Annotated in this window: 15 protein-coding genes; 9 read left to right on the top strand and 6 right to left on the bottom strand. The window is 63.0% G+C overall.

Going from position 1 to position 21,488, the window contains the following annotated elements:
* Positions 1-66 precede the first annotated feature (66 nt).
* The 4 genes from AC3CB8_RS21005 to AC3CB8_RS20990 all read right to left on the bottom strand — a co-directional run bounded on the left by AC3CB8_RS21005 (position 67) and on the right by AC3CB8_RS20990 (position 6,155).
* Positions 67-501 (bottom strand): DUF983 domain-containing protein, encoded by a 435-nt coding sequence (locus tag AC3CB8_RS21005; protein WP_352565238.1) that lies wholly within the window; start codon positions 499-501, stop codon positions 67-69.
* A complete protein-coding gene (gene rnr / locus AC3CB8_RS21000) occupies positions 501-2,807 on the bottom strand; it encodes a ribonuclease R (protein ID WP_352565240.1) in 2,307 nt (768 codons plus the stop codon). Before rnr ends, AC3CB8_RS21005 begins: the two co-directional genes overlap by 1 nt.
* Positions 2,808-2,813: 6 nt before the next feature.
* A complete protein-coding gene (gene topA / locus AC3CB8_RS20995; RefSeq protein WP_023770068.1) occupies positions 2,814-5,432 on the bottom strand; it encodes a type I DNA topoisomerase in 2,619 nt (872 codons plus the stop codon).
* A 345-nt stretch (positions 5,433-5,777) separates the two neighbouring features.
* Entirely contained in the window at positions 5,778-6,155 is a 378-nt protein-coding gene (locus AC3CB8_RS20990; RefSeq protein ID WP_352726462.1) for a COG4315 family predicted lipoprotein, read from the bottom strand.
* Between the two features lie 168 nt (positions 6,156-6,323).
* Here AC3CB8_RS20990 and AC3CB8_RS20985 point away from each other — a divergent pair, with 168 nt between their 5' ends.
* The 4 genes from AC3CB8_RS20985 to AC3CB8_RS20970 all read left to right on the top strand — a co-directional run bounded on the left by AC3CB8_RS20985 (position 6,324) and on the right by AC3CB8_RS20970 (position 11,476).
* Positions 6,324-7,070, top strand: a complete 747-nt coding sequence (locus tag AC3CB8_RS20985; protein WP_023770071.1) for a cytochrome c biogenesis CcdA family protein — start codon at positions 6,324-6,326, stop codon at positions 7,068-7,070.
* Between the two features lie 159 nt (positions 7,071-7,229).
* Positions 7,230-8,606: a bifunctional UDP-N-acetylglucosamine diphosphorylase/glucosamine-1-phosphate N-acetyltransferase GlmU gene (gene glmU, locus AC3CB8_RS20980; protein WP_352565244.1), complete on the top strand. Its 1,377-nt coding sequence runs from the start codon at positions 7,230-7,232 to the stop codon at positions 8,604-8,606.
* Positions 8,607-8,807: 201 nt separating this feature from the next.
* The gene (gene glmS, locus AC3CB8_RS20975) at positions 8,808-10,631 is read left to right on the top strand and encodes a glutamine--fructose-6-phosphate transaminase (isomerizing) (protein ID WP_352565246.1); all 1,824 of its coding nucleotides are present in this window, start codon (positions 8,808-8,810) and stop codon (positions 10,629-10,631) included.
* Between the two features lie 92 nt (positions 10,632-10,723).
* Positions 10,724-11,476 carry a DUF502 domain-containing protein gene (locus tag AC3CB8_RS20970; RefSeq protein ID WP_352565248.1) on the top strand — a complete coding sequence of 251 codons (753 nt, stop codon included), beginning with the start codon at positions 10,724-10,726 and terminating at the stop codon, positions 11,474-11,476.
* Here AC3CB8_RS20970 and recG read toward each other — a convergent pair.
* Positions 11,428-13,536 carry an ATP-dependent DNA helicase RecG gene (recG, locus tag AC3CB8_RS20965; RefSeq protein WP_352565250.1) on the bottom strand — a complete coding sequence of 703 codons (2,109 nt, stop codon included), beginning with the start codon at positions 13,534-13,536 and terminating at the stop codon, positions 11,428-11,430. The genes AC3CB8_RS20970 and recG overlap by 49 nt on opposite strands.
* A gap of 92 nt (positions 13,537-13,628) precedes the next feature.
* On the opposite strand from recG, the gene AC3CB8_RS20960 reads away from it, so the two are divergent.
* From AC3CB8_RS20960 to AC3CB8_RS20950, 3 genes are all read left to right on the top strand, one after another.
* On the top strand, positions 13,629-13,916 hold the full coding sequence (locus tag AC3CB8_RS20960) for a succinate dehydrogenase assembly factor 2 (RefSeq protein ID WP_023770076.1): 288 nt from the start codon (positions 13,629-13,631) through the stop codon (positions 13,914-13,916).
* Positions 13,917-13,989: 73 nt separating this feature from the next.
* A complete protein-coding gene (gene mfd / locus AC3CB8_RS20955; protein ID WP_023770077.1) occupies positions 13,990-17,487 on the top strand; it encodes a transcription-repair coupling factor in 3,498 nt (1,165 codons plus the stop codon).
* 157 nt (positions 17,488-17,644) lie between these two features.
* Positions 17,645-19,018: a class II 3-deoxy-7-phosphoheptulonate synthase gene (locus AC3CB8_RS20950; RefSeq protein ID WP_015317645.1), complete on the top strand. Its 1,374-nt coding sequence runs from the start codon at positions 17,645-17,647 to the stop codon at positions 19,016-19,018.
* 114 nt (positions 19,019-19,132) lie between these two features.
* Here AC3CB8_RS20950 and AC3CB8_RS20945 read toward each other — a convergent pair whose 3' ends face one another.
* A complete protein-coding gene (locus AC3CB8_RS20945; RefSeq protein ID WP_023791393.1) occupies positions 19,133-20,203 on the bottom strand; it encodes a GGDEF domain-containing protein in 1,071 nt (356 codons plus the stop codon).
* A gap of 412 nt (positions 20,204-20,615) precedes the next feature.
* On the opposite strand from AC3CB8_RS20945, the gene AC3CB8_RS20940 reads away from it, so the two are divergent.
* Positions 20,616-21,032 (top strand): GFA family protein, encoded by a 417-nt coding sequence (locus AC3CB8_RS20940; RefSeq protein ID WP_023770080.1) that lies wholly within the window; start codon positions 20,616-20,618, stop codon positions 21,030-21,032.
* A 78-nt stretch (positions 21,033-21,110) separates the two neighbouring features.
* Entirely contained in the window at positions 21,111-21,470 is a 360-nt protein-coding gene (locus tag AC3CB8_RS20935; RefSeq protein WP_015317648.1) for a diacylglycerol kinase, read from the top strand.
* Positions 21,471-21,488 lie beyond the last annotated feature (18 nt).

The following is a 21,488-nucleotide window of genomic DNA, read 5'->3' as shown; positions in this document are numbered from 1 at the left end:
GACCTAGCGGAAACTTCTTGCATGCGAAAGTAGCCTTAGCGATTGGCGTGTTGCGCCAGCGGCGCCTCAGGCGCCGTGGTGGGACTCCGTCCCATCCTTTTCGCCACCGAATCCGTGCATATAGAACGCCCATTGCAGTCCGATGACGGCACCCTTGACCGGTTGCAGCAGCGCGATGGAGAGCAGGATGGTCAAAGGCACCCATATCGCAATGTGCTGCCAGGTGGAGAGCGTCGAGGTCGCTTCCACGCCCATGAAGGCACCGAGAACGATATGGCCGACGATGACGATGACCAGGTAGGCTGGCAGATCGTCGGCGCGATGGTGATGGATCTCCTCGCCGCAGACGCTGCAGGTTTCGACAGTCTTGGTGAAGCCGCGGAACAGCTTGCCTTCGCCGCAGTTCGGGCAGCGGCCCAAGATGCCCCGCTTCATCGCCGTCCACAGTGGGCGGGCAATCCGGCCAGACTGATGTTCGCCGCCAAAAACCTGTTGTTCCATCATCGTCTCCTGCCGCGCGACCCCGGTCGCGATTGCGACGCACGGGCGCGGCCCTTAGCCTTGTGAAACGACCTGCTGGAGCCTGGCAGGGGCTTTGGGTCGGTCAACATCTCGAAGCGCATCGCGCCGGCCATTGGCGCCACCTCGACGAGCCGGACCTCGACGCGGTCCGCGAGCTGGTAGCCTTTGCCCGAGCGTTCTCCGAACAGGGAGCGGGCCGTTTCATCGTATATATAGTAATCGCCGCCCAAAGTTGAAACCGGGATGAAACCATCGGCGCCATATTGCGGCAATTGGACAAAAAGTCCTGATTTGGTGACGCCGGAGATGCGGGCATCGAAGCGGTCGTCGATGCGCTCAGCGAGGTAGGCCGAAATCAGCCGGTCAACCGTGTCGCGCTCGGCAGCCATTGCGCGCCGCTCGGTGCCGGAGATCAGTACCGCAACGTCTTCGAGGCGGGCCTCCTCATCCTGCGTCAGTCCGCCTGGGCCCAGGCCGAGCGCGGCAATAAGTCCGCGATGCACGATCAGGTCGGCGTAGCGGCGGATCGGCGAGGTGAAATGGGCGTAACGGCTGAGGTTGAGGCCGAAATGGCCGATGTTCTTGGGTGAATATTCGGCCTGGCTCTGCGAGCGCAGCACCACTTCGTTGACCAGCGCCTCGTTGTCGGCGCCGCGCACACGCTCAAGAATGCCGTTGAACTGGCTGGGCCGCATCTGGGCGCCGCGTGCCAATGACAGGCTAAGCGTCTGCAGGAATTCGCGCAGCGATTCCTGCTTGGCCAGCGACGGCGCGTCATGGACGCGATAGACCAGCGCCTGCTTCTTGCCCTCCAGCGTTTCGGCCGCGGCGACATTGGCCTGGATCATGAACTCTTCGATCAGCTTGTGGGCGTCGAGCCGCTCCGGCACGACGACGCGGTCGACCGTGCCATCCGGCTTGAGCAGGATCTTGCGCTCCGGCAGGTCGAGCTCCAGCGGCTGGCGGCCGTCGCGGCCGCGCTTGAGGATCGCATAGGCCTCCCACAGCGGCCTCAGCACAGTGTCGAGGATCGGGCCGGTCTTATCGTCCGGTACACCGTCGATCGCGGCCTGGGCCTGGCTATAGGCCAGCTTGGCCGCCGACTTCATCATGACGCGGTGGAAGGAATGCCTGATCTTTCTGCCCTCCGCGGAGAAAGTCATGCGCACCGCGAGTGCCGGACGATCCTGACCCTCGCGCAGCGAACAGAGATCGTTGGAGATGCGTTCGGGCAGCATCGGCACGACGCGATCGGGGAAATAAACCGAATTGCCGCGCTTCAGCGCTTCGCGGTCGAGCGCCGTGCCATGGCGGACGTAGGCCGCGACATCCGCGATGGCGACCGTCGCGATGACGCCGCCGGGGTTCTTTTCGTCGAGGTCAGGGGTGGCGAAGACCGCGTCGTCATGGTCCTTGGCGTCGGCCGGATCGATGGTAACCAGCGGCAGGTCGCGCCAGTCCTCGCGATGGTCAAGCGTCGCGGGCTTCGCCGCCTCGGATTCGGCAATGACGTCGGCTGGGAAAATGTGGGGAATGTCGTGCGCGTGGATGGCGATCATCGAAACCGCCTTTTCGCTGGTCAGCGAACCCAGCACATTCAGCACCTTGGCGCGGGGCAACCCAAAGCGGGAGGCTCGCGCTGGCTCGACTTCGACCAGGTCGCCGTTTTTGGCGCCGTTCTGGAATTCCTTGTCGACGATCAGCTCGGGCTGGCGCCGTTCCACCGGCTCGATGCGGAAGCTGCCGTCCTGAAGCACGCGAAAGACGCCGAGGACAGCGTCCGTGCGCTTCTCGAAGATCTTCATCACTCGGCCGGTATAGGCAGGCCCTGACGGATCGTCGGTCGGGAAGGTTTTGGCCAGCACGCGGTCGCCGATGCCTGGCGCGGGACCGTTGCCGCTGCGCGAAACGCGGATCGAGACCACGGGAGGCTCGCCCGGACCGACTGCCTCGGCCGGGTGCGCCAGCAAGATGCCATCGCCGTCGCGGCCAAAGATGTCGAGCACGGCGACATGGGGTAGGGCGCCGACCCTGGCCAACCGCTTGCGCTCCTTGGTCAGAACGCCTTCGTCCTGCAGGTCGCGCAGGAGATCTTTCAGCCAGACGCGGTCGTCGCCGCGCAGCGCGAACGCCTTGGCGATGTCGCGCTTTCCGGCGCGATCTGGGTTTTCGGCGATATAGCGCAGGATTTCGTCGCGCGAGGGCCGATAGTCGTCCTTGACCTTGGCCCGTGTGTCGGCGGTGCGGGGATCGCCGTGACTTCTTCCGGTGATCCTGCGCGCCACGCCGTTCTACCCTTTTTTCTTCGCGGCCGGCTTCTTGGCCGCTGTTTTCTTGGCGGTGGGGGCTTTGATTGCCGCCGCCTTGCGGAACGGCTTCTTGCCACCGCCGCCCTTGGCTTCCTTCTCGGCAATCAGCGCCAGCGCATCCTCGATCGTCACCGATTGCGGATCCTTGCCCTTGGGCAGCGTGGCGTTGACCTTGCCGAAATTGACGTAGGGGCCGTATTTGCCGTCGCGCACGACGATCTTGCCGCCATCCGGATGGTCGCCAAGCTCCTTCAGAGCCGCAGGCGTGCCACCGTTGCGGCCACCCTTGCCCTTGGACTGCTTCTCGGCAATCACCGTGACGGCACGGTTGAGGCCAATGGAAAACACATCCTCGATGCTGTCGAGATTGGCGTAGGTGCCATCGTGCAGCACGAACGGCCCGTAACGGCCGAGGCCCGCCGAGATCATCTTGCCGGATTCGGGATGTTTGCCCACGTCGCGCGGCAGCCCCAGCAAGGCCAGCGCCTTCTCATGGTCGATGGAATCAGGCGTCCAGCCCTTGGGCAGGCTCGAACGCTTTGCCTCCTTGCCGTCGCCGCGCTGGATGTAGGGGCCGAAGCGCCCCGAGCGCAGCGTGATTTCCTCGGCCGTATAAGGATCCTTGCCGAGCAACTTGGTACCGTCCTCGCCGCCGCCATTCTCGCCATTGGGATTGGCGGCGTCGCCGAGCTGGCGGGTGAAGGAGCATTCGGGATAGTTCGAGCAGCCGACGAAAGCGCCGAACTTGCCGAGCTTCAGCGACAGATTACCGGTGCCGCATTTGGGGCAGATGCGCGGGTTGGAACCGTCCTCGCGGGCGGGAAAAACCAGCGGTGCCAGTTCCTCGTTCAGCGCATCGAGCACATCGGTGACGCGCAGCTCCTTGATGTCGGCGACGGCGCCCGAGAAATCCTTCCAGAAATCGCGCAGCACGTCCTTCCAGGCGAGCTTGCCGTCGGAGATCTCGTCGAGTTTCTCCTCCAGCGACGCGGTGAAGTCATACTCGACATAACGCGCGAAGAAGCTTTCCAGGAAAGCCGACAGCAGGCGGCCCTTGGCCTGCGGCACCAGCCGGCGCTTGTCGATGGTGACGTAGTCGCGGTCCTCGAGCGTCTTCAAGATCGCGGTGTAGGTCGAGGGGCGGCCGATGCCGAGTTCTTCCAGCTTCTTGATCAGCGACGCCTCGGAGTAGCGCGGCGGCGGCTCGGTCGTGTGCTGGGTGGCATTGATCGCGCGGCGGGCAAGCTGCTCGCCGGAGCGGATCTCCGGCAGACGGCGGTTTTCCTCGTCTTCGGTGTCGTCGTCCTTCTGATCGGTGTAGGCGGCGATGAAGCCGTCGAAGCGAACGACCGAGCCGACAGCGCGAAGTTCCGCGGTGCGGGCGCCATTCAGCGCCTCGATCTCGACAGTGGTGCGCTCGATCTCGGCCGACTGCATCTGGCTGGCGATGGCGCGCTTCCAGATCAGTTCATAAAGCCGCATCTGGTCGGAATCGAGATATTGCCTGACCGATGCGGGGGTGCGCATGAAATCCGTCGGCCGGATGGCCTCGTGCGCTTCCTGGGCGTTCTTGGCCTTGGCGGTGTACTGGCGTGGTTTCTCCGGCAGGTACTTCGGGCCGAATTCCTTCGCAATGGCATCGCGAGCAGCATCGATCGCCTCGGGGGCCATCTGCACGCCGTCGGTTCGCATATAGGTGATCAGGCCGGTGGTCTCGCCGCCGATCTCCATGCCCTCATAGAGCCGCTGGGCCACCTGCATGGTGCGCGTGGCCGAGAAGCCGAGGCCCGATGAGGCGGCCTGCTGCAATGTCGAGGTGGTGAAGGGCGGACCGGGGTTGCGCCTGGTCGGCTTGGCTTCGACGGACAGCGCCTTGAAGGTGGCGCCTTCGAGCATCGCCTTGATGTCGTCGGCCTGTGCCTTGTTGGCAATGTCGAGCTTTTGCAGCTTCTTGCGCTCGAAGGCGGTGAGGCGGGCTTCGAAGGTCTCGTTGCGCGGCGTGCCGAGGAGAGCTGATATCTGCCAATATTCCTCGCGGATGAAGCGCTCGATCTCGGATTCGCGGTCGCAGACCAGGCGCAGCGCCACCGACTGGACGCGGCCGGCGGAGCGGGCGCCCGGCAATTTGCGCCACAGGACAGGCGACAGGGTGAAGCCGACGAGATAGTCGAGCGCGCGGCGGGCCAGATAAGCGTCGACCAGCGGCGCATCGATCTGGCGCGGATTGGCCATCGCCTCCAGCACCGATGATTTGGTGATGGCGTTGAAGACGACGCGGCTGACCGGCTTGTCCTTCAGCGCGCGCTTCTGCTTGAGCACTTCCAGAACGTGCCAGGAGATGGCTTCACCTTCGCGATCCGGATCGGTGGCAAGGATCAGGCCGTCGGCGTCCTTGACCGCCTTGGCGATGTCGGCGAGCCGCTTGCCGGAGGCGGTGTCGACCGCCCAGGACATGGCAAAATCCTCATCCGGGCGCACCGAGCCATCCTTGGCCGGCAAATCGCGGACATGGCCGAACGAGGCCAGAACCTTGTAGTTCCTGCCCAGATATTTGTTGATTGTTTTTGCCTTGGCCGGCGATTCGACGACGACGACGTCCATGAGGTCTCATATCAGCTGTGATGCGGCAGAAGAATTCCGCTGCGCGCGACGAAATCTCGGTTCTGTTCGTCGCTCACATGGCCGCGCTTTTGCATCCGGTCAAGGGCAGGCGCCCAAAATGCGGGGCCGCCGACAGCAATACACTCTAAGAGTGTATGGAGAACATCACATATTTTAGAATGAGTGGGCGCAAGCCTCGGAAGATTGGGAGAAGTTCAATTTGTTGCTGGTCCAATCGGGCTGGAATGGGCCAGGTCGAGTCCGGCGACGGCCCGGCCGCCGGACTCGGAGGGATGCCCGGCGGCCGTTGAGAAGTCCCGTTTGGCGGAACTCCCGATGGGAAACTCAGTCCGCCTTGACGACGTGCCAGACGCCGGCGACGCCATCACCCGTCACGTCGCCGGCCTTCTTGTCCTTGATGAAGGTGTAGACCGGCTTGCCGTCATAGGCCCACATCTTGGTGCCGTCGGTACGGTCGACGACGCTCCATTCATCGTCCGCCTTGGCGCCGGCCTTGGCCTTCAGCGGCGGCCAGTTGGCGGCGCACTTGTCGTAGCAGTTGGTCTTGCCCTTTTCGTCCTTGTCATAGGTGTAAAGCGTCATGCCGTTGGCGTCGGTGTAGATCTTGGCGCCATTGACCTCGGCTTCCTTCCACGCTTCGGCGGCAAAGGATACGGCGCTGCTGAGCAGGAGCGCGGCCAGCGCTGCGGTTGTCGTTTTCATGGAAATCTCCGTGGCTGATATTCGAAGGCGCGCGGGAAATCGCGGCCTCGTCGTGTCAACGCCCTGCGCGGATGCTTTCTTCCCCGCCCGCGATGACTTACCACACGATGGTGATTGGCGGACAAACCGGCGTGCCGCTATATCGTCGCCAAAGGTTGGAGTTTTGGAATGGCATTGGATATCGGCTATGTCAGCGCGGTCGGGGCGGGGGCCATCTCGTTCCTCTCGCCATGCGTGCTGCCGCTGGTGCCGCCTTATCTCTGCTACATGGCCGGCGTCTCCGTCGACGATTTCCGCGGCAATGCAGGTGCGACGGCACGCGAGGGCGCGCGCGGCGCGCTGCTCTATTCCTCGATCGCCTTCGTGCTCGGTTTTTCCACCGTGTTCGTGGCGCTAGGCGCCGGCGCGTCGACCATCGGTCGGCTGCTGCGCGTCTGGCAGGAGCCGCTGGCGATGGGCGCCGGCGTGCTGATCATCCTGATGGGCCTGAATTTCCTCGGCATCCTGCGTATTCCGCTGTTGTCGCGCGAGGCGCGTTTCCAGTCGCAGGGCAAGCCGGCAAATGCTATCGCCGCCTATGTCATGGGGCTCGCCTTTGCCTTCGGCTGGACCCCCTGTATCGGCCCGGTGCTGGGGCCGATCCTGACCCTGGCCGGCGGCCGCGAAACGGTGGGCGAGGGCGCGCTGCTGCTCGCCGCCTATTCGCTCGGACTTGGCATCCCGTTCCTGATCGCGGCGCTGTTCTCCGGCGCCTTCATGCGCTTCCTCGGCAAATTTCGCGTCCATCTCGGCCGCGTCGAAAAGGCCATCGGCGCACTGCTGGTGGTCGCTGGCGTCTTTTTCCTCACCGGTGGCGTGCAGACGGTGTCCTACTGGTTGTTGGAAAATTTCCCGGTGCTGGGGCGGCTGGGCTGACGCTTGTCGACTTGCGGTGAGGTGCGGGATTTCAACTGAGGACCCGCTGATTAAGAGTCAGCTGCTTTATCATCTCACCGGAATTTAACCGCATTGGTGCAGCATGGCGCCACTGCTATCGTGTCTTGATTCCCAACCCTTTCATACGGTTGCCCGTCCATGAGCCAGAGATCCTGCCTGTCCGTCATCCTCGCCGCCGGCGAAGGCACGCGCATGAAGAGCGCGCTGCCGAAGGTGCTGCACCAGATCGCGGGCCTGCCGATGGTCGCTCACGTGGTGAAGGCGGCCGACGCCGCCGGCGCCAGCAGCGATGCGATCGTCATCGGACATGGAGCGGAAGAGATGCGCAAGGCGGTAGCGAAATTTTCACCCAAGGCCGAAACCTTCGTGCAGGAAGAGCGCTTGGGTACGGCGCATGCTGTTCTTGCCGCACGTGAAGCTATATCAAGGGGTTATGACGACATCCTGGTGATGTTCGGCGACACGCCGCTGATCGATGCGGAAGCGCTCACGATGGCGCGGCTGAGATTGGCGGAAGGTGCTGCCGTCGTGGTGATCGGATTCCGCCCACCCAATCCGACCGGCTATGGCCGGTTGATCGAAAAGGATGGCAAGCTCACGGCTATCCGCGAGGAAAAGGACTGCTCCGAAGAGGAGAAGAAAATCGGCTTCTGCAATGCCGGCATGATGGCGGTGGCCGGCGCGCACGCGCTGACACTGCTCGACGCGGTCGGCAACAAGAATGCCAAGGGCGAGTATTATCTGACCGATATCGTCGAGATCGCCAGTGCACAAAGTCTCGATGTCGTTGCCACCGAAGCTAGCTTCGAAAGCGCGCTCGGCATCAACAATCGCGCCGAACTGGCGCAAGCCGAAGCCATCTGGCAACAGCGCCGGCGCCATGACGCGATGCTGTCGGGCGTGACGCTGATCGCCCCGGAAACCGTGTTCTTCTCGTACGACACCGACATCGGCGCAGACACCATCGTCGAACCCAACGTCTGGTTTGGTCCGGGCGTGAGGATCGCCGGCGGCGCTAAAATCCACGCCTTCAGCCACATCGAGGGCGCCACCATCGGGTCCAATTGCGATGTCGGGCCGTTCGCACGGCTGCGGCCAGGCGCCGATCTCAGAAACAAGGCCAAGGTCGGCAATTTCTGCGAGGTCAAGCAAGCCGTTATCGAGGACGGCGCCAAGGTCAACCATTTGACCTATATCGGCGACGCGCGTGTCGGCGCGGGCGCCAATATCGGGGCGGGCACCATCACCTGCAACTACGACGGCTACTCAAAGTTCTTCACGGACATCGGCGAGGGCGCCTTCATCGGCTCCAATTCCTCGCTCGTGGCGCCGGTGTCGATCGGCAAGGGCGGCTACATCGCCTCGGGCAGCGTCATCACCGAAAGCGTACCCGACGATGCGCTGGCCTTCGGCCGCGCCCGCCAGAAGACGATCCCCGGCAAAGGCAAGGAATTGCGCGAACGCTTTGCTTCCGCGGCGGCCGCGAAGAAGAAAGCGGCTGGCGCCGACCATTAGCGATTGGGTCGACGGTCTGCTTTCTCGCCGAAGCCATCGAAAAGCCGAATGATTGCAGTAACTGGATTGCAAGAGCGGGCTGTCATGGTGCATGCCTGCTGAAGCGTCCGTTACAGCGGGCGAAATGCAATGTGACTTTCGCGGCAGGCCGGCCACGCCTAAATATCGCTGGTTTTCCGTTGGCAATCGGGGACTGTCTGCATGTGCGGTATCGTTGGAATCGTCGGCCACTCGCAGGTTGCGCCGCTCATCGTCGACGCACTGAAGCGGCTCGAATATCGCGGCTATGACTCCGCCGGCGTCGCCACCATCGAGAAGGGCGAGCTCGGCCGCCGCCGTGCCGAGGGCAAGCTGGTCAACCTCGAACGCCGGCTAAAGGATGAGCCGCTCGACGGCATGATCGGTATCGGCCATACGCGCTGGGCAACCCACGGCGTGCCCAACGAGACCAATGCCCACCCGCATTTTTCGGACGGCGTCGCCATCGTCCACAACGGCATCATCGAGAATTTCGCCGAATTGCGCGAGGAGCTGATCCGCGACGGCTATTCCTTCTCGTCGCAGACCGATACCGAGGTTGTTGCTCACCTGGTAGCGCGCGAGCTTGCCAAAGGGTTGAAGCCGGTCGAGGCCGCGCACAAGGCGCTGAAGCGGCTGGAAGGCGCCTTTGCGCTGGCCATCATGTTCAAGGGTGACGAGGACCTGATCGTCGGTGCGCGCAATGGCCCGCCTTTGGCCGTTGGCCATGGCGATGGAGAGATGTTTTTGGGATCCGACGCCATCGCGCTCGCTCCGTTCACCAATTCGATCACCTATCTCGAGGACGGCGACTGGGCGGTGGTGCGCCGCGACGGCGTCGCCATCTTCGACATCGACGGCAAAAAGGTCGACCGCAAGCGCCAGCAGTCGCTGTCGACCAGCTTCATGGTCGACAAGGGCAACCGCCGCCATTTCATGGAGAAGGAGATCCATGAGCAGCCCGAGGTGATCTCGCACACGCTGGCTCATTATGTGGACTTCGTCTCCGGTGTCTCCAAGCCGCTCGATCTGCCATTCGACTTCGCCAAGATCGGCCGGCTGGCGATCTCCGCCTGCGGCACCGCCTATCTCGCCGGCTTGATCGGCAAATACTGGTTCGAGCGCTATGCGCGGCTCCCGGTCGATATCGATGTCGCGTCGGAATTCCGTTACCGCGAGATGCCGTTGTCGGCCAACGACGCCGCCTTCTTCATCTCGCAGTCGGGCGAGACCGCCGATACACTCGCCTCCTTGCGCTATTGCCGCAAGGCCGGGATGAAGATCGGCGCCGTCGTCAATGTGCGGGAATCGACCATGGCTCGCGAATCCGACGTCGTGCTGCCGACGCTGGCCGGGCCAGAGATTGGCGTCGCTTCGACCAAGGCTTTCACCTGCCAGTTGTCCGTGCTCGCGTCGCTTGCCGTGCGCGCCGGCGTGGCGCGCGGAGCGATCTCGAAGGAGCAAGAGAAAACGCTGGTGCGAGCGCTTTCGGAAGCGCCGCGCTATGCCAACCAGGTGCTCAAGCTCGAGGAGCAGATCGAACGGATCGCCCGGGAACTGTCGCGTTACAAGGACGTGCTCTATCTCGGACGGGACACCAATTTCCCGCTCGCCATGGAAGGCGCGCTGAAGCTCAAGGAAATTTCCTACATCCACGCCGAAGGCTATGCCGCGGGGGAGTTGAAGCATGGGCCGATCGCGCTGATCGACGAGAACATGCCGGTGATCGTGATCGCGCCGCACGACCGCATCTTCGAAAAGACCGTGTCCAACATGCAGGAAGTGGCGGCGCGTGGCGGCAAGATCATCCTGATCACCGACGCCAAGGGCGCGGCGCAGGTGAGCCTGAAGACGATGGAGACGATCGTGCTTCCGGATGTGCCGGAAATCATCTCGCCAATCATCTATGCGCTGCCGATCCAGATGCTCGCCTACTTCGCCGCCGTGTTCATGGGCACCGACGTCGACCAGCCGCGCAATCTGGCGAAGTCGGTGACCGTGGAATAGGTGCTTGTAAACAGGCGCCTTTAAAAACTTCGCAGTTCCAAAGCGCCTTCCGGTTCACTAATGTCGCGTCGCAATAGCGCCTCCGGTGAACCATGTCAGACGCTCCCAAGACTTCCGGCATGACGCGGCTGAGGAACTATTTCCTCACGGGCTTCATCGTCTGCGCCCCGCTGGCGATCACCGCCTATATCGCCTGGTCGTTCATCGGCTGGGTCGATTCCTGGGTGAAACCGTATATTCCGGCGCGGTACAGCCCCGACACCTATCTGCCGTTTCCGGTTCCGGGGTTCGGGCTCATCGTCGCGCTCATCCTGATCACGCTGATCGGTTTCCTGACAGCCAACATTGTCGGCCGCGCCATAGTCGGCTTTGGCGAGCGCTTGCTTGGCCGCATGCCGCTGGTGCGCGGCATATACGGCTCGCTGAAGCAGATTTTCGAGACCGTGCTGTCGAACAAGGGCGACATGTTCCGCCAGGTCGGGCTGGTCGAATATCCACGCAAGGGCGTGTGGTCGCTGGTGTTCGTCGCCAGCGAAAAGGAAACCGAGATCAACCAGAAGCTCGACCGGGAAGGCGACCCCCTGATCGCCGTGTTCATGCCCTGCACACCGAACCCGACGACCGGTTTCCTGATGTATGTTCTGAAGTCGGACATCGTGCCGCTCGACATGACCATCGAGGACGGCGCCAAACTGATCGTGTCGGCCGGGCTGGTGGCCCCCGAGGTGAAGACGAAACTGGTGACGCTGAACGGCGAGCCGATCAACGGAACCCTGGCCAACCCGCCGCTGGGCCCTCATCCGGCCCGCAGGAGCCGCACGGCCTCGTCGCGGCCAAACAAGTAGAGCAGGAGCCGCAGCGCCTCGCCGCGGTCCGATTGCAGTTCGGGGTCGCGCGACAGGATCAGCCTGGCGTCGTCTCTGGCGGCCTCCAGCAGGTCGGCGTGCACCTCGATGCGCGCCACCTGGAAACCCGGCGTGCCGGACTGGCGGGTGCCCAGCAATTCGCCTTCGCCACGCAGTTTCAGGTCCTCCTCGGCGATCAGGAAACCGTCCTCGGTCTCGCGCATCACCGACAGCCGGCGTTTTGCGGTCTCGCCAAGCGGATCCTTGTACAGCAGTACGCAGGACGAGGGCTTGTCGCCGCGTCCGACCCGGCCGCGCAGCTGGTGCAATTGGGCGAGGCCGAAGCGTTCGGCATGCTCGATGACCATGATCGTGGCGTCAGGAACGTCGACGCCGACCTCGATGACCGTGGTGGCGATCAGGATGCGCGTCTCACCCTGCTTGAAGGCGCGCATCGCCTCGTCCTTCTCGACACCCTTCATACGGCCATGGACAAGGCCGATGCGCTCGCCGAACAGTGGCTTCAGCGAGGCAAAACGATCCTCGGCCGACATCAGTTTTATTTCTTCGGATTCCTCGACCAGCGGGCAAATCCAGTAGATTTTCTGGCCATCCGCGACGGCATCGAGCATGCGGCCGACCAGCTCGTCGAGCCGCTCCAGCGGCAGCGTAACGGTGCGGATCGGCTGGCGGCCGGCCGGTTTTTCAGTCAGCTTCGACACGTCCATGTCGCCGAAGGCGGTCAGCACCAGCGTGCGCGGGATGGGGGTCGCGGTCATGACCAGCATGTCGGGCGCGTCGCCCTTGGCGGTGATGGCAAGCCGCTGATGAACGCCGAAGCGATGCTGCTCATCGATGACGGCCAGGACCAGGTCGTGGAAGCTGACGGTTTCCTGAAACAGCGCATGGGTGCCGACGACGATGTCTATCTCGCCGCTGGCAAGACCCGCCAGCGTTTCGGCTCGCTCGCGGCCCTTTTCACGGCCGGTCAGGATGGCAACGCGCAAGCCGACCTTGGCGGCAAGCGGGGCGATCGTCGCCAGATGCTGGCGCGCGAGGATTTCGGTCGGCGCCATCAGCGCCGCCTGGCCGCCGGCCTCGACAGCACGTGCCATGGCAAGCAGCGCCACCACCGTCTTGCCCGAGCCGACATCACCTTGCAGCAGCCGCAGCATGCGCTCCGGATCGGCGAGATCAGCGTTGATTTCGGCGAGCGCGAATTCCTGCGAGGGCGTAAGCGAATAGGGCAGTGCGGCCCGCAGCTTCTCGACGATGCGGCCATCGCCGACGAGAGGGCGGCCTGACAGGCGCCGCACCTTTGCCCGCACCAGGGCCAGCGAGACCTGGCCGGCGAGCAATTCATCATAGGCGAGGCGGCGCCATGCAGCCCCTTCGACCGCGACATCGATCGGGTCGGCGGGATAATGGACGCGGGTCAGCGCGTCGCCGAAGGGCGCGAAGCTCTCGCGGCGCATGAAGGCATCATCCTGCCATTCCGGCAGCTCCGGCAGGCGGCTGAGCGCCTGGCCGATCGCACGGCGCAGCACCTTGCCGGACAGTCCCGCGGTCAGCGGATAGACCGGCTCCACCAGCGGCAGGTTCTCGGCTTCGCTGGCGAGCGCGATATGGTCGGGGTGGACCATGGTCGGGCGGCCGTTGAACCATTCCATCCGGCCTGACACCACGACATGCTCGCCCACAGGCATTGCCTTTTCGAGATAGGCGGCATGGGCATGGAAGAAGGTCAGGCCGATTTCGCCGGTGTCGTCATGGGCGTACACCCGGTACGGCACCGACCTGTTGCCGCGCGGTGGCGGCTGGTGGCGGTCTATGCGCAACTCAAGCGTCACGATGGCGCCTTCGGCCGCAAGTGCGATGCCCGGCCGGTTTCGGCGGTCGATGACGGTGTGCGGCAGCACGAACAGGAGGTCGCCGGCGCGTGCGGCGCGGTCGCCGAGATCGGCGGCAACGACCTTCTCGATCAGCGCGCCAACCTTCGGCCCGACGCCGGCAAGCGAGGTGATCGGGACAAACAGGGGATCGAGGATGGAAGGACGCATGATGTCAGCTTATGTCGCGACGGCCGCAGCGCAAGGCTGACAGCGCCCACTATCCACGCTATATGCGCCGCTTGTAGCGAGGATGCGGCACAATGACCGGAACGAAACGATCAAGCGAGGGGCTGGACGCGCATCGCCGCAAGCTGTTGTTCCGTTCGTGGCATCGCGGCATGCGCGAGATGGACCTCATCCTCGGCACCTTCGCCGATGCCGAGATCGGCACCTTGACCGCCGAGGAAATCGACCAATATGAGGGGCTCCTCGATATTGTCGACACGGAATTCCTGCCGCTGGTCACGGGCGAACGCCCGGTCCCGGCGGAGATCGACTGTGCCGTCCTGCAAAAAATCCTGGCGTCCCGCCGGACAATGACTTTCTGAACACACAAGCAATTCCAGGAAAAGTGCGAAGCGGTTTTCCCATGGGAATTGCGACAAACAAGACCGTGATTTGATGGCTCTCATTCCCACCATTGGCTTGCCGAAGGGCCGCGCCGGCCAGTTCATCGTTGACGGTGTCGCGGACGGCTACGAGGCTTTCGCGCTGGTGCAGACGGCGCTCGAGATCGCACCCGACAAGCCGGTGCTGTTCGTGGCCCGCGACGGCCAGCGCCTGCCTTCCATCATCGAGGCGCTGTCGTTCGTCGCGCCGGGCCTGCCTGTGCTGGAACTGCCTGCCTGGGACTGCCTGCCATACGACCGTGTTTCGCCCGGTTCGGATGCCGCCGCCAAGCGCCTCGATGCGCTGACCGCCATGATAGCACTGGCGAAGAAGCCGCACCGTGCGGTCATTCTCACCACCGCCAATGCGCTGCTGCAGCGCATTCCGCCCGCGGAGCTTGTCGAGGCCCAAACCTTCCACGCCCGGCCCGGCAACCAGATCGACATGAATGCGTTGATCGCGCGGCTGGAGACGTCGGGATTCGAGCGGGTGCCGACCGTGCGCGGCATCGGCGAATTCGCGGTGCGCGGCGGCATTCTCGACCTCTTTGCGCCCGGCTGGAGCGAGGCGCTGAGGCTTGATTTCTTCGGCGACACGCTGGAATCGATCCGCGTCTTCGATGCCGCCACGCAGCGCACCACCGGCCAGCGCAAGTCGATGGCGCTTCAGGCGATGAGCGAGGTGGCGCTGACGCCCGAAACCATCAGCCGCTTCCGCCGCTCCTATATCGAGGCTTTCGGCGCACCCCAGCGTGACGACGGACTCTATGCGGCGGTCAGCGAAGGCCGGCGCTTCGCGGGCATGGAGCATTGGCTGCCGTTCTTCTACGAGCGGCTGGAGACGGTGTTCGACTACCTGCCCGACGCACCCGTGGTTTTCGACCATCTGGCACATGAGGCGCTGGCCGAGCGCCATACGCTGATCCTCGATCACTACGAGGCGCGCAAAAAGCAGGCTGACGCGGCGCTCAAGGATGCGGTTCCCTACAAGCCGGTGGCGCCGGATCTGCTCTATCTCTCGCCGGAGAATCTGAAGGCTTCGCTTGGCGAGCGCGAAGACATCGACTTTACCGTGTTCGACGCGCCGGACCTGGGGAGCAAGAAAGTCTTCCACGCCGGCTCGCGCCATGGCCGCAGCTTCGTCGAGGAGCGAGCCGATCCGAACGTCAATGTCTTCGATGTCGTCGTCCGGCACATAGCCGACGAGCGCGCGGCGCGCCGCCGGGTCGTTATAGCCGGCTGGACCGAAGGCTCGCTCGACCGGCTTGGCCAGATCCTGGCCGAGCACCGTCTCGGCAATCTCAAGCAGGTCAAGACGCTGGCAGAGGCCGAACAGCTCGAGCCGGGACAGGCCGCATTGGCGGTTTTGCCACTGGAATCCGGCTTCGAGACTGAAAAGCTGGTTGTCGTCGCCGAACAGGACATTCTGGGTGACCGGCTGATCCGGCGTTCGAAGCGCAAGAAGCGCGCGTCCGACTTCATTGCCGAAGCCTCGGCCTTGTCGGCCGGCGATATTGTCGTCCATGCCGACCATGGCATTGGCCGTTTCATCGGCCTGCGCACCATCGAAGCGGTCGGCGCGCCGCATGACTGCCTGGAAATCCATTATGCCGGCGACGACCGCCTATTCCTGCCGGTGGAGAACATCGAGCTGTTGTCGCGCTACGGCTCCGACACGGCCGAAGCGACGCTCGACAAGCTCGGTGGCGGCGCCTGGCAGTCGCGCAAGGCGAAGCTGAAGCGGCGCCTGCTCGACATGGCCGGACAACTGATCCGCATCGCCGCCGAGCGGCAGATGCGGGCGGCACCGGCCCTGGTGCCGGCCGAAGGCCTCTATGACGAGTTCGCCGCCCGGTTCCCTTACGAGGAAACCGACGACCAGCAGACGGCCATCGACTCGGTACGTGACGATCTCGGCGCGGGTAGGCCGATGGACCGGCTGATCTGCGGCGATGTCGGCTTCGGCAAGACCGAAGTGGCGCTGCGCGCCGCCTTTATCGCGGCGATGGAAGGGTTTCAGGTCGCGGTGGTGGTGCCGACGACATTGTTGTCGCGTCAGCATTTCAAGACATTCTCGCAGCGCTTTTCCGGACTGCCGATACGTGTCGCACAAGCGTCGCGGCTGGTGGGCTCAAAGGAGTTAGCCGAGACCAAGAAGGGCATTGCCGAAGGGCAGGTCGATATCGTTATCGGCACCCATGCGCTGCTGGGCTCCGCAATTTCGTTCAAGAATCTCGGCCTGCTGATCATCGACGAGGAGCAGCATTTTGGCGTCAAGCATAAGGAACGGCTGAAGGACCTGAAGACCGACGTCCATGTTTTGACCTTGTCGGCGACGCCGATCCCGCGCACGCTGCAACTGGCGCTGACGGGCGTGCGCGAGCTGTCGCTGATTGCCACGCCACCGGTCGACCGCATGGCGGTGCGCACCTTCATCTCGCCCTTCGACCCATTGGTCATTCGCGAGACGTTGTTGCGCGAGCGCTACCGGGGCGGCCATTCCTTCTATGTCGTTCCGCGTATCAGCGATCTGGCGGAAATTCATGATTTCCTGAAGGAATCAGTCCCTGAGCTGAAGGTAGCGGTGGCGCATGGCCAGATGCCACCGGGCGAACTCGACGACATCATGAATGCCTTCTATGACGGCCAGTACGATGTGCTTTTGTCGACCACCATCGTCGAATCCGGGCTCGATATCCCAACCGCAAACACGCTGATCATCCATCGCGCCGACATGTTCGGCCTGTCGCAGCTCTACCAATTGCGCGGCCGCGTCGGACGCTCGAAGGTGCGCGCCTATGCGCTGTTCACACTGCCGGCCAACCGCAAGCTCACCGACACTGCCGAGCGCCGTCTGAAGGTACTGCAGTCGCTCGACACGCTCGGCGCCGGCTTCCAACTCGCCAGCCATGACCTGGATATCAGGGGCGCCGGCAATCTGCTGGGGGAGGAACAGTCCGGGCACATCAAGGAGGTCGGTTTCGAGCTCTACCAGCAGATGCTGGAGGAAGCGGTCGCCGAGGTGAAGGATTCCGGCGAGGTGCAGGATGGCGGCTGGTCGCCGCAGATCGCCGTCGGCACGGCGGTGATGATCCCGGAAGGCTACGTGCCGGACCTGCAGCTCAGGCTGGCGCTTTACCGCCGCCTCGGCGATCTCGAAAACACCGAGGAGATCGACGCTTTCGGCGCCGAACTGATCGACCGTTTCGGCCCGTTGCCGGAGGAAGTGAAACATCTTCTTAAGATCGTCTTCATCAAGGCGCTGTGCCGCAAGGCCAATGTCGAGAAGCTCGATGCCGGGCCGAAGGGTATCGTCATCCATTTCCGCAAGCGCGAGTTCTCGAACCCGGTCGGGCTTGTCAAATACATCGGCGAACAGGGCGCGCTGGCCAAGATCAGGGCCGACCACAGCGTGGTCTTCATCCGCGACTGGCCGACGGCGGAGAAGCGTCTGGCGGGCTCGGCTGTGGTCATGACGCAACTGGCGCGACTGGTGGAGAAGACGGCCTGATCTCGCCTTTCGGGCCGTCCTGGGCGCGTCAGCCATTCGCCAGCACCGCAATTCCGGTCTAGAATAGGAAATCGGCTTCGTGTATGGAGCCGCCACCCCAGTTGGGGCGAGAAATGGCGGGCGAGGGTGTCCGCCGGAAAGAGCGTTGGGTGCAGCGATGACGAAATGGTCGCCGAATTCGTGGAGAGCAAAGCCGATCAAGCAAGTTCCCGCCTATCCGGACCTTGCCGCGCTGAAGAACACGGAAGCCCAACTCGCCACCTTCCCGCCGTTGGTCTTTGCCGGCGAGGCGCGCAAGCTGAAGAAGCAGTTGGCGGCGGTTGCCGCCGGCGAAGCCTTCCTGCTCCAGGGTGGTGATTGCGCGGAGAGTTTTGCCGAGCATGGCGCCGACAACATCCGCGACTTCTTCCGGGTCTTCCTGCAGATGTCCGTGGTGCTGACCTTCGCCGGTGCGCAGCCGGTGGTGAAGGTCGGCCGCGTTGCCGGCCAGTTCGCCAAGCCGCGCTCGTCCGACAACGAGACCAAGGGCGAAGTGACGCTGCCGAGCTATCGCGGCGACATCATCAACGGCATCGAGTTCGACCAGAAGTCGCGCATTCCCGATCCCGCCCGCCAGGAAATGGCCTACCGCCAGTCGGCGGCCACCCTCAACCTTCTGCGTGCCTTCGCACAGGGCGGTTATGCCAGCCTGGAGAATGTGCATCGCTGGATGCTCGGCTTCGTCTCCGACAGCCCGCAGGGCGAGAAATACGAGTCGCTTGCCAATCGCATCACCGAGACGATGGATTTCATGCGCGCGGTCGGCATTACGTCCGAAACCAATTTCGCGCTGCGCGAAACCGACTTCTACACCAGCCACGAGGCCCTGCTGCTCGGCTACGAGGAGGCGCTGACCCGTGTCGATTCGACCTCGGGCGACTGGTACGCCACGTCGGGTCACATGATCTGGATCGGCGACCGCACGCGTCAACCCGACCACGCCCATGTCGAATATTGCCGCGGCATCAAGAACCCGCTTGGCCTGAAATGCGGTCCGTCGCTGACGCCGGACGGCCTCCTGGAATTGATCGACCTGCTGAACCCCGAGAACGAGCCGGGGCGGCTGACGCTGATCGCCCGCTTCGGTTCGGACAAGGTTGCCGACCATCTGCCGAAGCTGGTGCGTGCTGTGCAGAAGGAAGGCCGCAGCGTCGTCTGGTCCTCGGATCCGATGCATGGCAACACGATCGAGGCCGCCGGCTACAAGACACGGCCCTTCGACCGCATTCTGAAAGAAGTTCAGACCTTCTTCGAGGTGCATCGCGCCGAAGGCACGCATCCCGGCGGCATCCATGTCGAGATGACCGGCAAGAACGTCACCGAATGCACCGGTGGCGCCCGTGCCATCACCGCCGAGGAGTTGCAGGACCGCTACCACACCCATTGCGATCCGCGCCTCAATGCCGACCAGGCGATCGAACTGGCCTTCCTGGTCTCGGACCTGTTGAAGAAGAGCCATCCGGTGCAGCACAAGCAGGTCGCGAACGGCTGATCTCAGCCAATTGGAACCAATCAGGAAAAGGCGCCTGGGAAACCGGCGCCTTTTTTATTTCAACTTTCGGTTGTGCTTCCGACCGCGTCGGCGCAACCGGGAAAAGCGAAAGCCTCAGTCTTTCTTGTAGAGCAGCCAGCTTTTGCCGGCGCGCCCTGCCATGCCTGAATGCCTGGTGACGCGGTTGCGCCCGCTGACCTTGGAGCGGTAGAGCGCCCGATCCGCCTTGGTGTAGAGGTCTTCGGGGCCTTCGGCCTCTGATGCCATGCAGATGCCCATCGACACCGTCACGGTGCCGTAATTCATGCCGGTCTGGCTGCTGGTGAACGGCGTCTGCTCGACCAGGGCGCGAATGCGTTCCACGATTTCGTAGGTTGCGTCCTCGCTGGCGCCCTCGATGATCAGCGCGAACTCCTCGCCGCCGGTTCGGGCGACGAACATGTCGCCGCGAATGCTGGTCTGGAAAATCTCGGCGATGATCTGGATGATCTTGTCGCCGACAGGATGGCCATAGCGGTCATTGATGTCCTTGAACCGGTCGATGTCGACGAGGACAAGGGCATTGAACAGAATACCCTTGTTGCTGTTGTAGATCCTGGCGATTTCCTTGTCGAAAGCGCGACGATTCCAGATCTGGGTCAACGGATCCGTATCGGCCAGCCGCTTATATTCCTCGAGCTTCGACTTGACGCTCTCAAGCTCGGCCGTCTTGTCGCTAAGCGTCGCGGCGACCTGCCGACCGTGATCGATCGTCGAATTGGTTGCGATCGTCATTGCGTTGGCGATCTTTTGCAGAAGATCCTGGGAGAGAAGGCTGCGGTTGCTCAGGCCACTGGATGTCTCACCGAGAATCCGGCCGTATTTTTCGATATGGCTGCGCTCGCTGCGCAGGAGCGAGGCGACTTCCTCGAGTTCCCGGGCGATGACGTCCCTGGCGTGTTCGACGATGCCGGGACCATGGTTGTGGGCGAAGAAGGTGCGCCCGATCTGATCCAGCTCATCCTGAGTCGGCCGGCTGCTCAGCGACAAAACGGCAAGACCGAGCTCGCGGTTGGTGCCGCTCAAGGCCTCATAGAAAATCTCATAGTTGCGCGGCAGGCCGAGCACGCCAAGCTGATGCATGGTCGCAACAACGGTGCTTGCAATGTTGGTGCTTCGTTCGGTCGGGGCTGCTGCCGGCTGCATGTCTGATTCACTCTTCCCCTTGGGTCCCGACGTGAAATTCGCGGGTCCATTGATCGCCGACCTGGGGAGCGCACCCGATGCTCCAGAACATCTTGCGAAGAGGTGCGTCCCCACCCGCGCCCTTCGCTTTGAGAGATCATAGTTGCGACAGCGCTAAAGTTTCCTTAATTCACCCGATTTCCCAGGTTCTTCCCTAGCTGGAGCTGTGAGCGCGTGAATTTTTGCGCCGCCATCGTGGGAAAACACCTCTGTTTGGTGTTTTTGAATTCGGAACCCTGCGGCGTGCTGCTGGCAACGAAACTGAATTTCGAATTCGTCACACCAATCGATGTCGCATTTGCTTGCGCGTAACCACCGCAAAGCTGGAATCTTGACAAGGATGCTAGGCAAGATGTCTTCGAGGAGTGCCGAAATGAGCGACAGTCACCAGGGATCATGCCTGTGCGGCGCGGTTCGCTTCCGGACAAGTGGGGCACTGCGTGGCGTTGTCTACTGTCATTGTTCGCAATGCCGCAAACAGAGCGGGCATTTCTATGCCGCGACCAATGTTGCCGACGTCGACATCGCGATCGAAGGCACGGAAAGCATCACCTGGTATGAAGCGTCGGGCTTCGCCAGGCGCGGCTTTTGCAAGACATGCGGGTCGCTGCTGTTCTGGAAGGCAATGGATCAAGACTATATCTCGGTCATGGCCGGATCATTCGACAAGCCGACAGCGCTCAAGGGCGAATGTCATATCTTCGTCGGCGACAAGGGCGACTATTATTCGATCGACGATGGGCTGCCGCAGTTTGAAAAGTCGACACCGGCCATACCGGTCGCCGAATGAAATTTGGACGATCCGCCTTATTCCATTGATCGGGGCATTGCTTTATCCCGGGCCGGTGATTCCGAGAGGGGCCTTGGCATGCAGCGGCTGATCGATGCATTTATCAATTCGGTGCGGGCATTTCGCAAACTTGCGGTTAGCGAGAAGGCTTTCCAGCAGGAACTGATGCTGCTGGTGCTGGCCTTGCCCGCTGGCTGGTTCGTTTCAGTGTCGTGGCGCGGTTACGCGCTACTGATCGGCGCGGTGCTCCTCTTGATCATGGTCGAAGTGCTGAACACCGGCATCGAGGCGGCGTGCGATGCAATTTCTCGTGAATTCCATATCGATATCCAGCTCGCCAAGGATTGCGGCTCGCTGGCGGTGCTGATTTCAGTCGTGATTGCCGGCGGCGTCTGGGGCATCGCTCTCATCGAGCGCATTACGGGGGTGCCGATCTGAGACTTTGATCCCTATATG

The organism is Mesorhizobium sp. P160927 (assembly GCF_057766385.1).
This window is presented reverse-complemented; position numbering and strand designations above follow the sequence as displayed.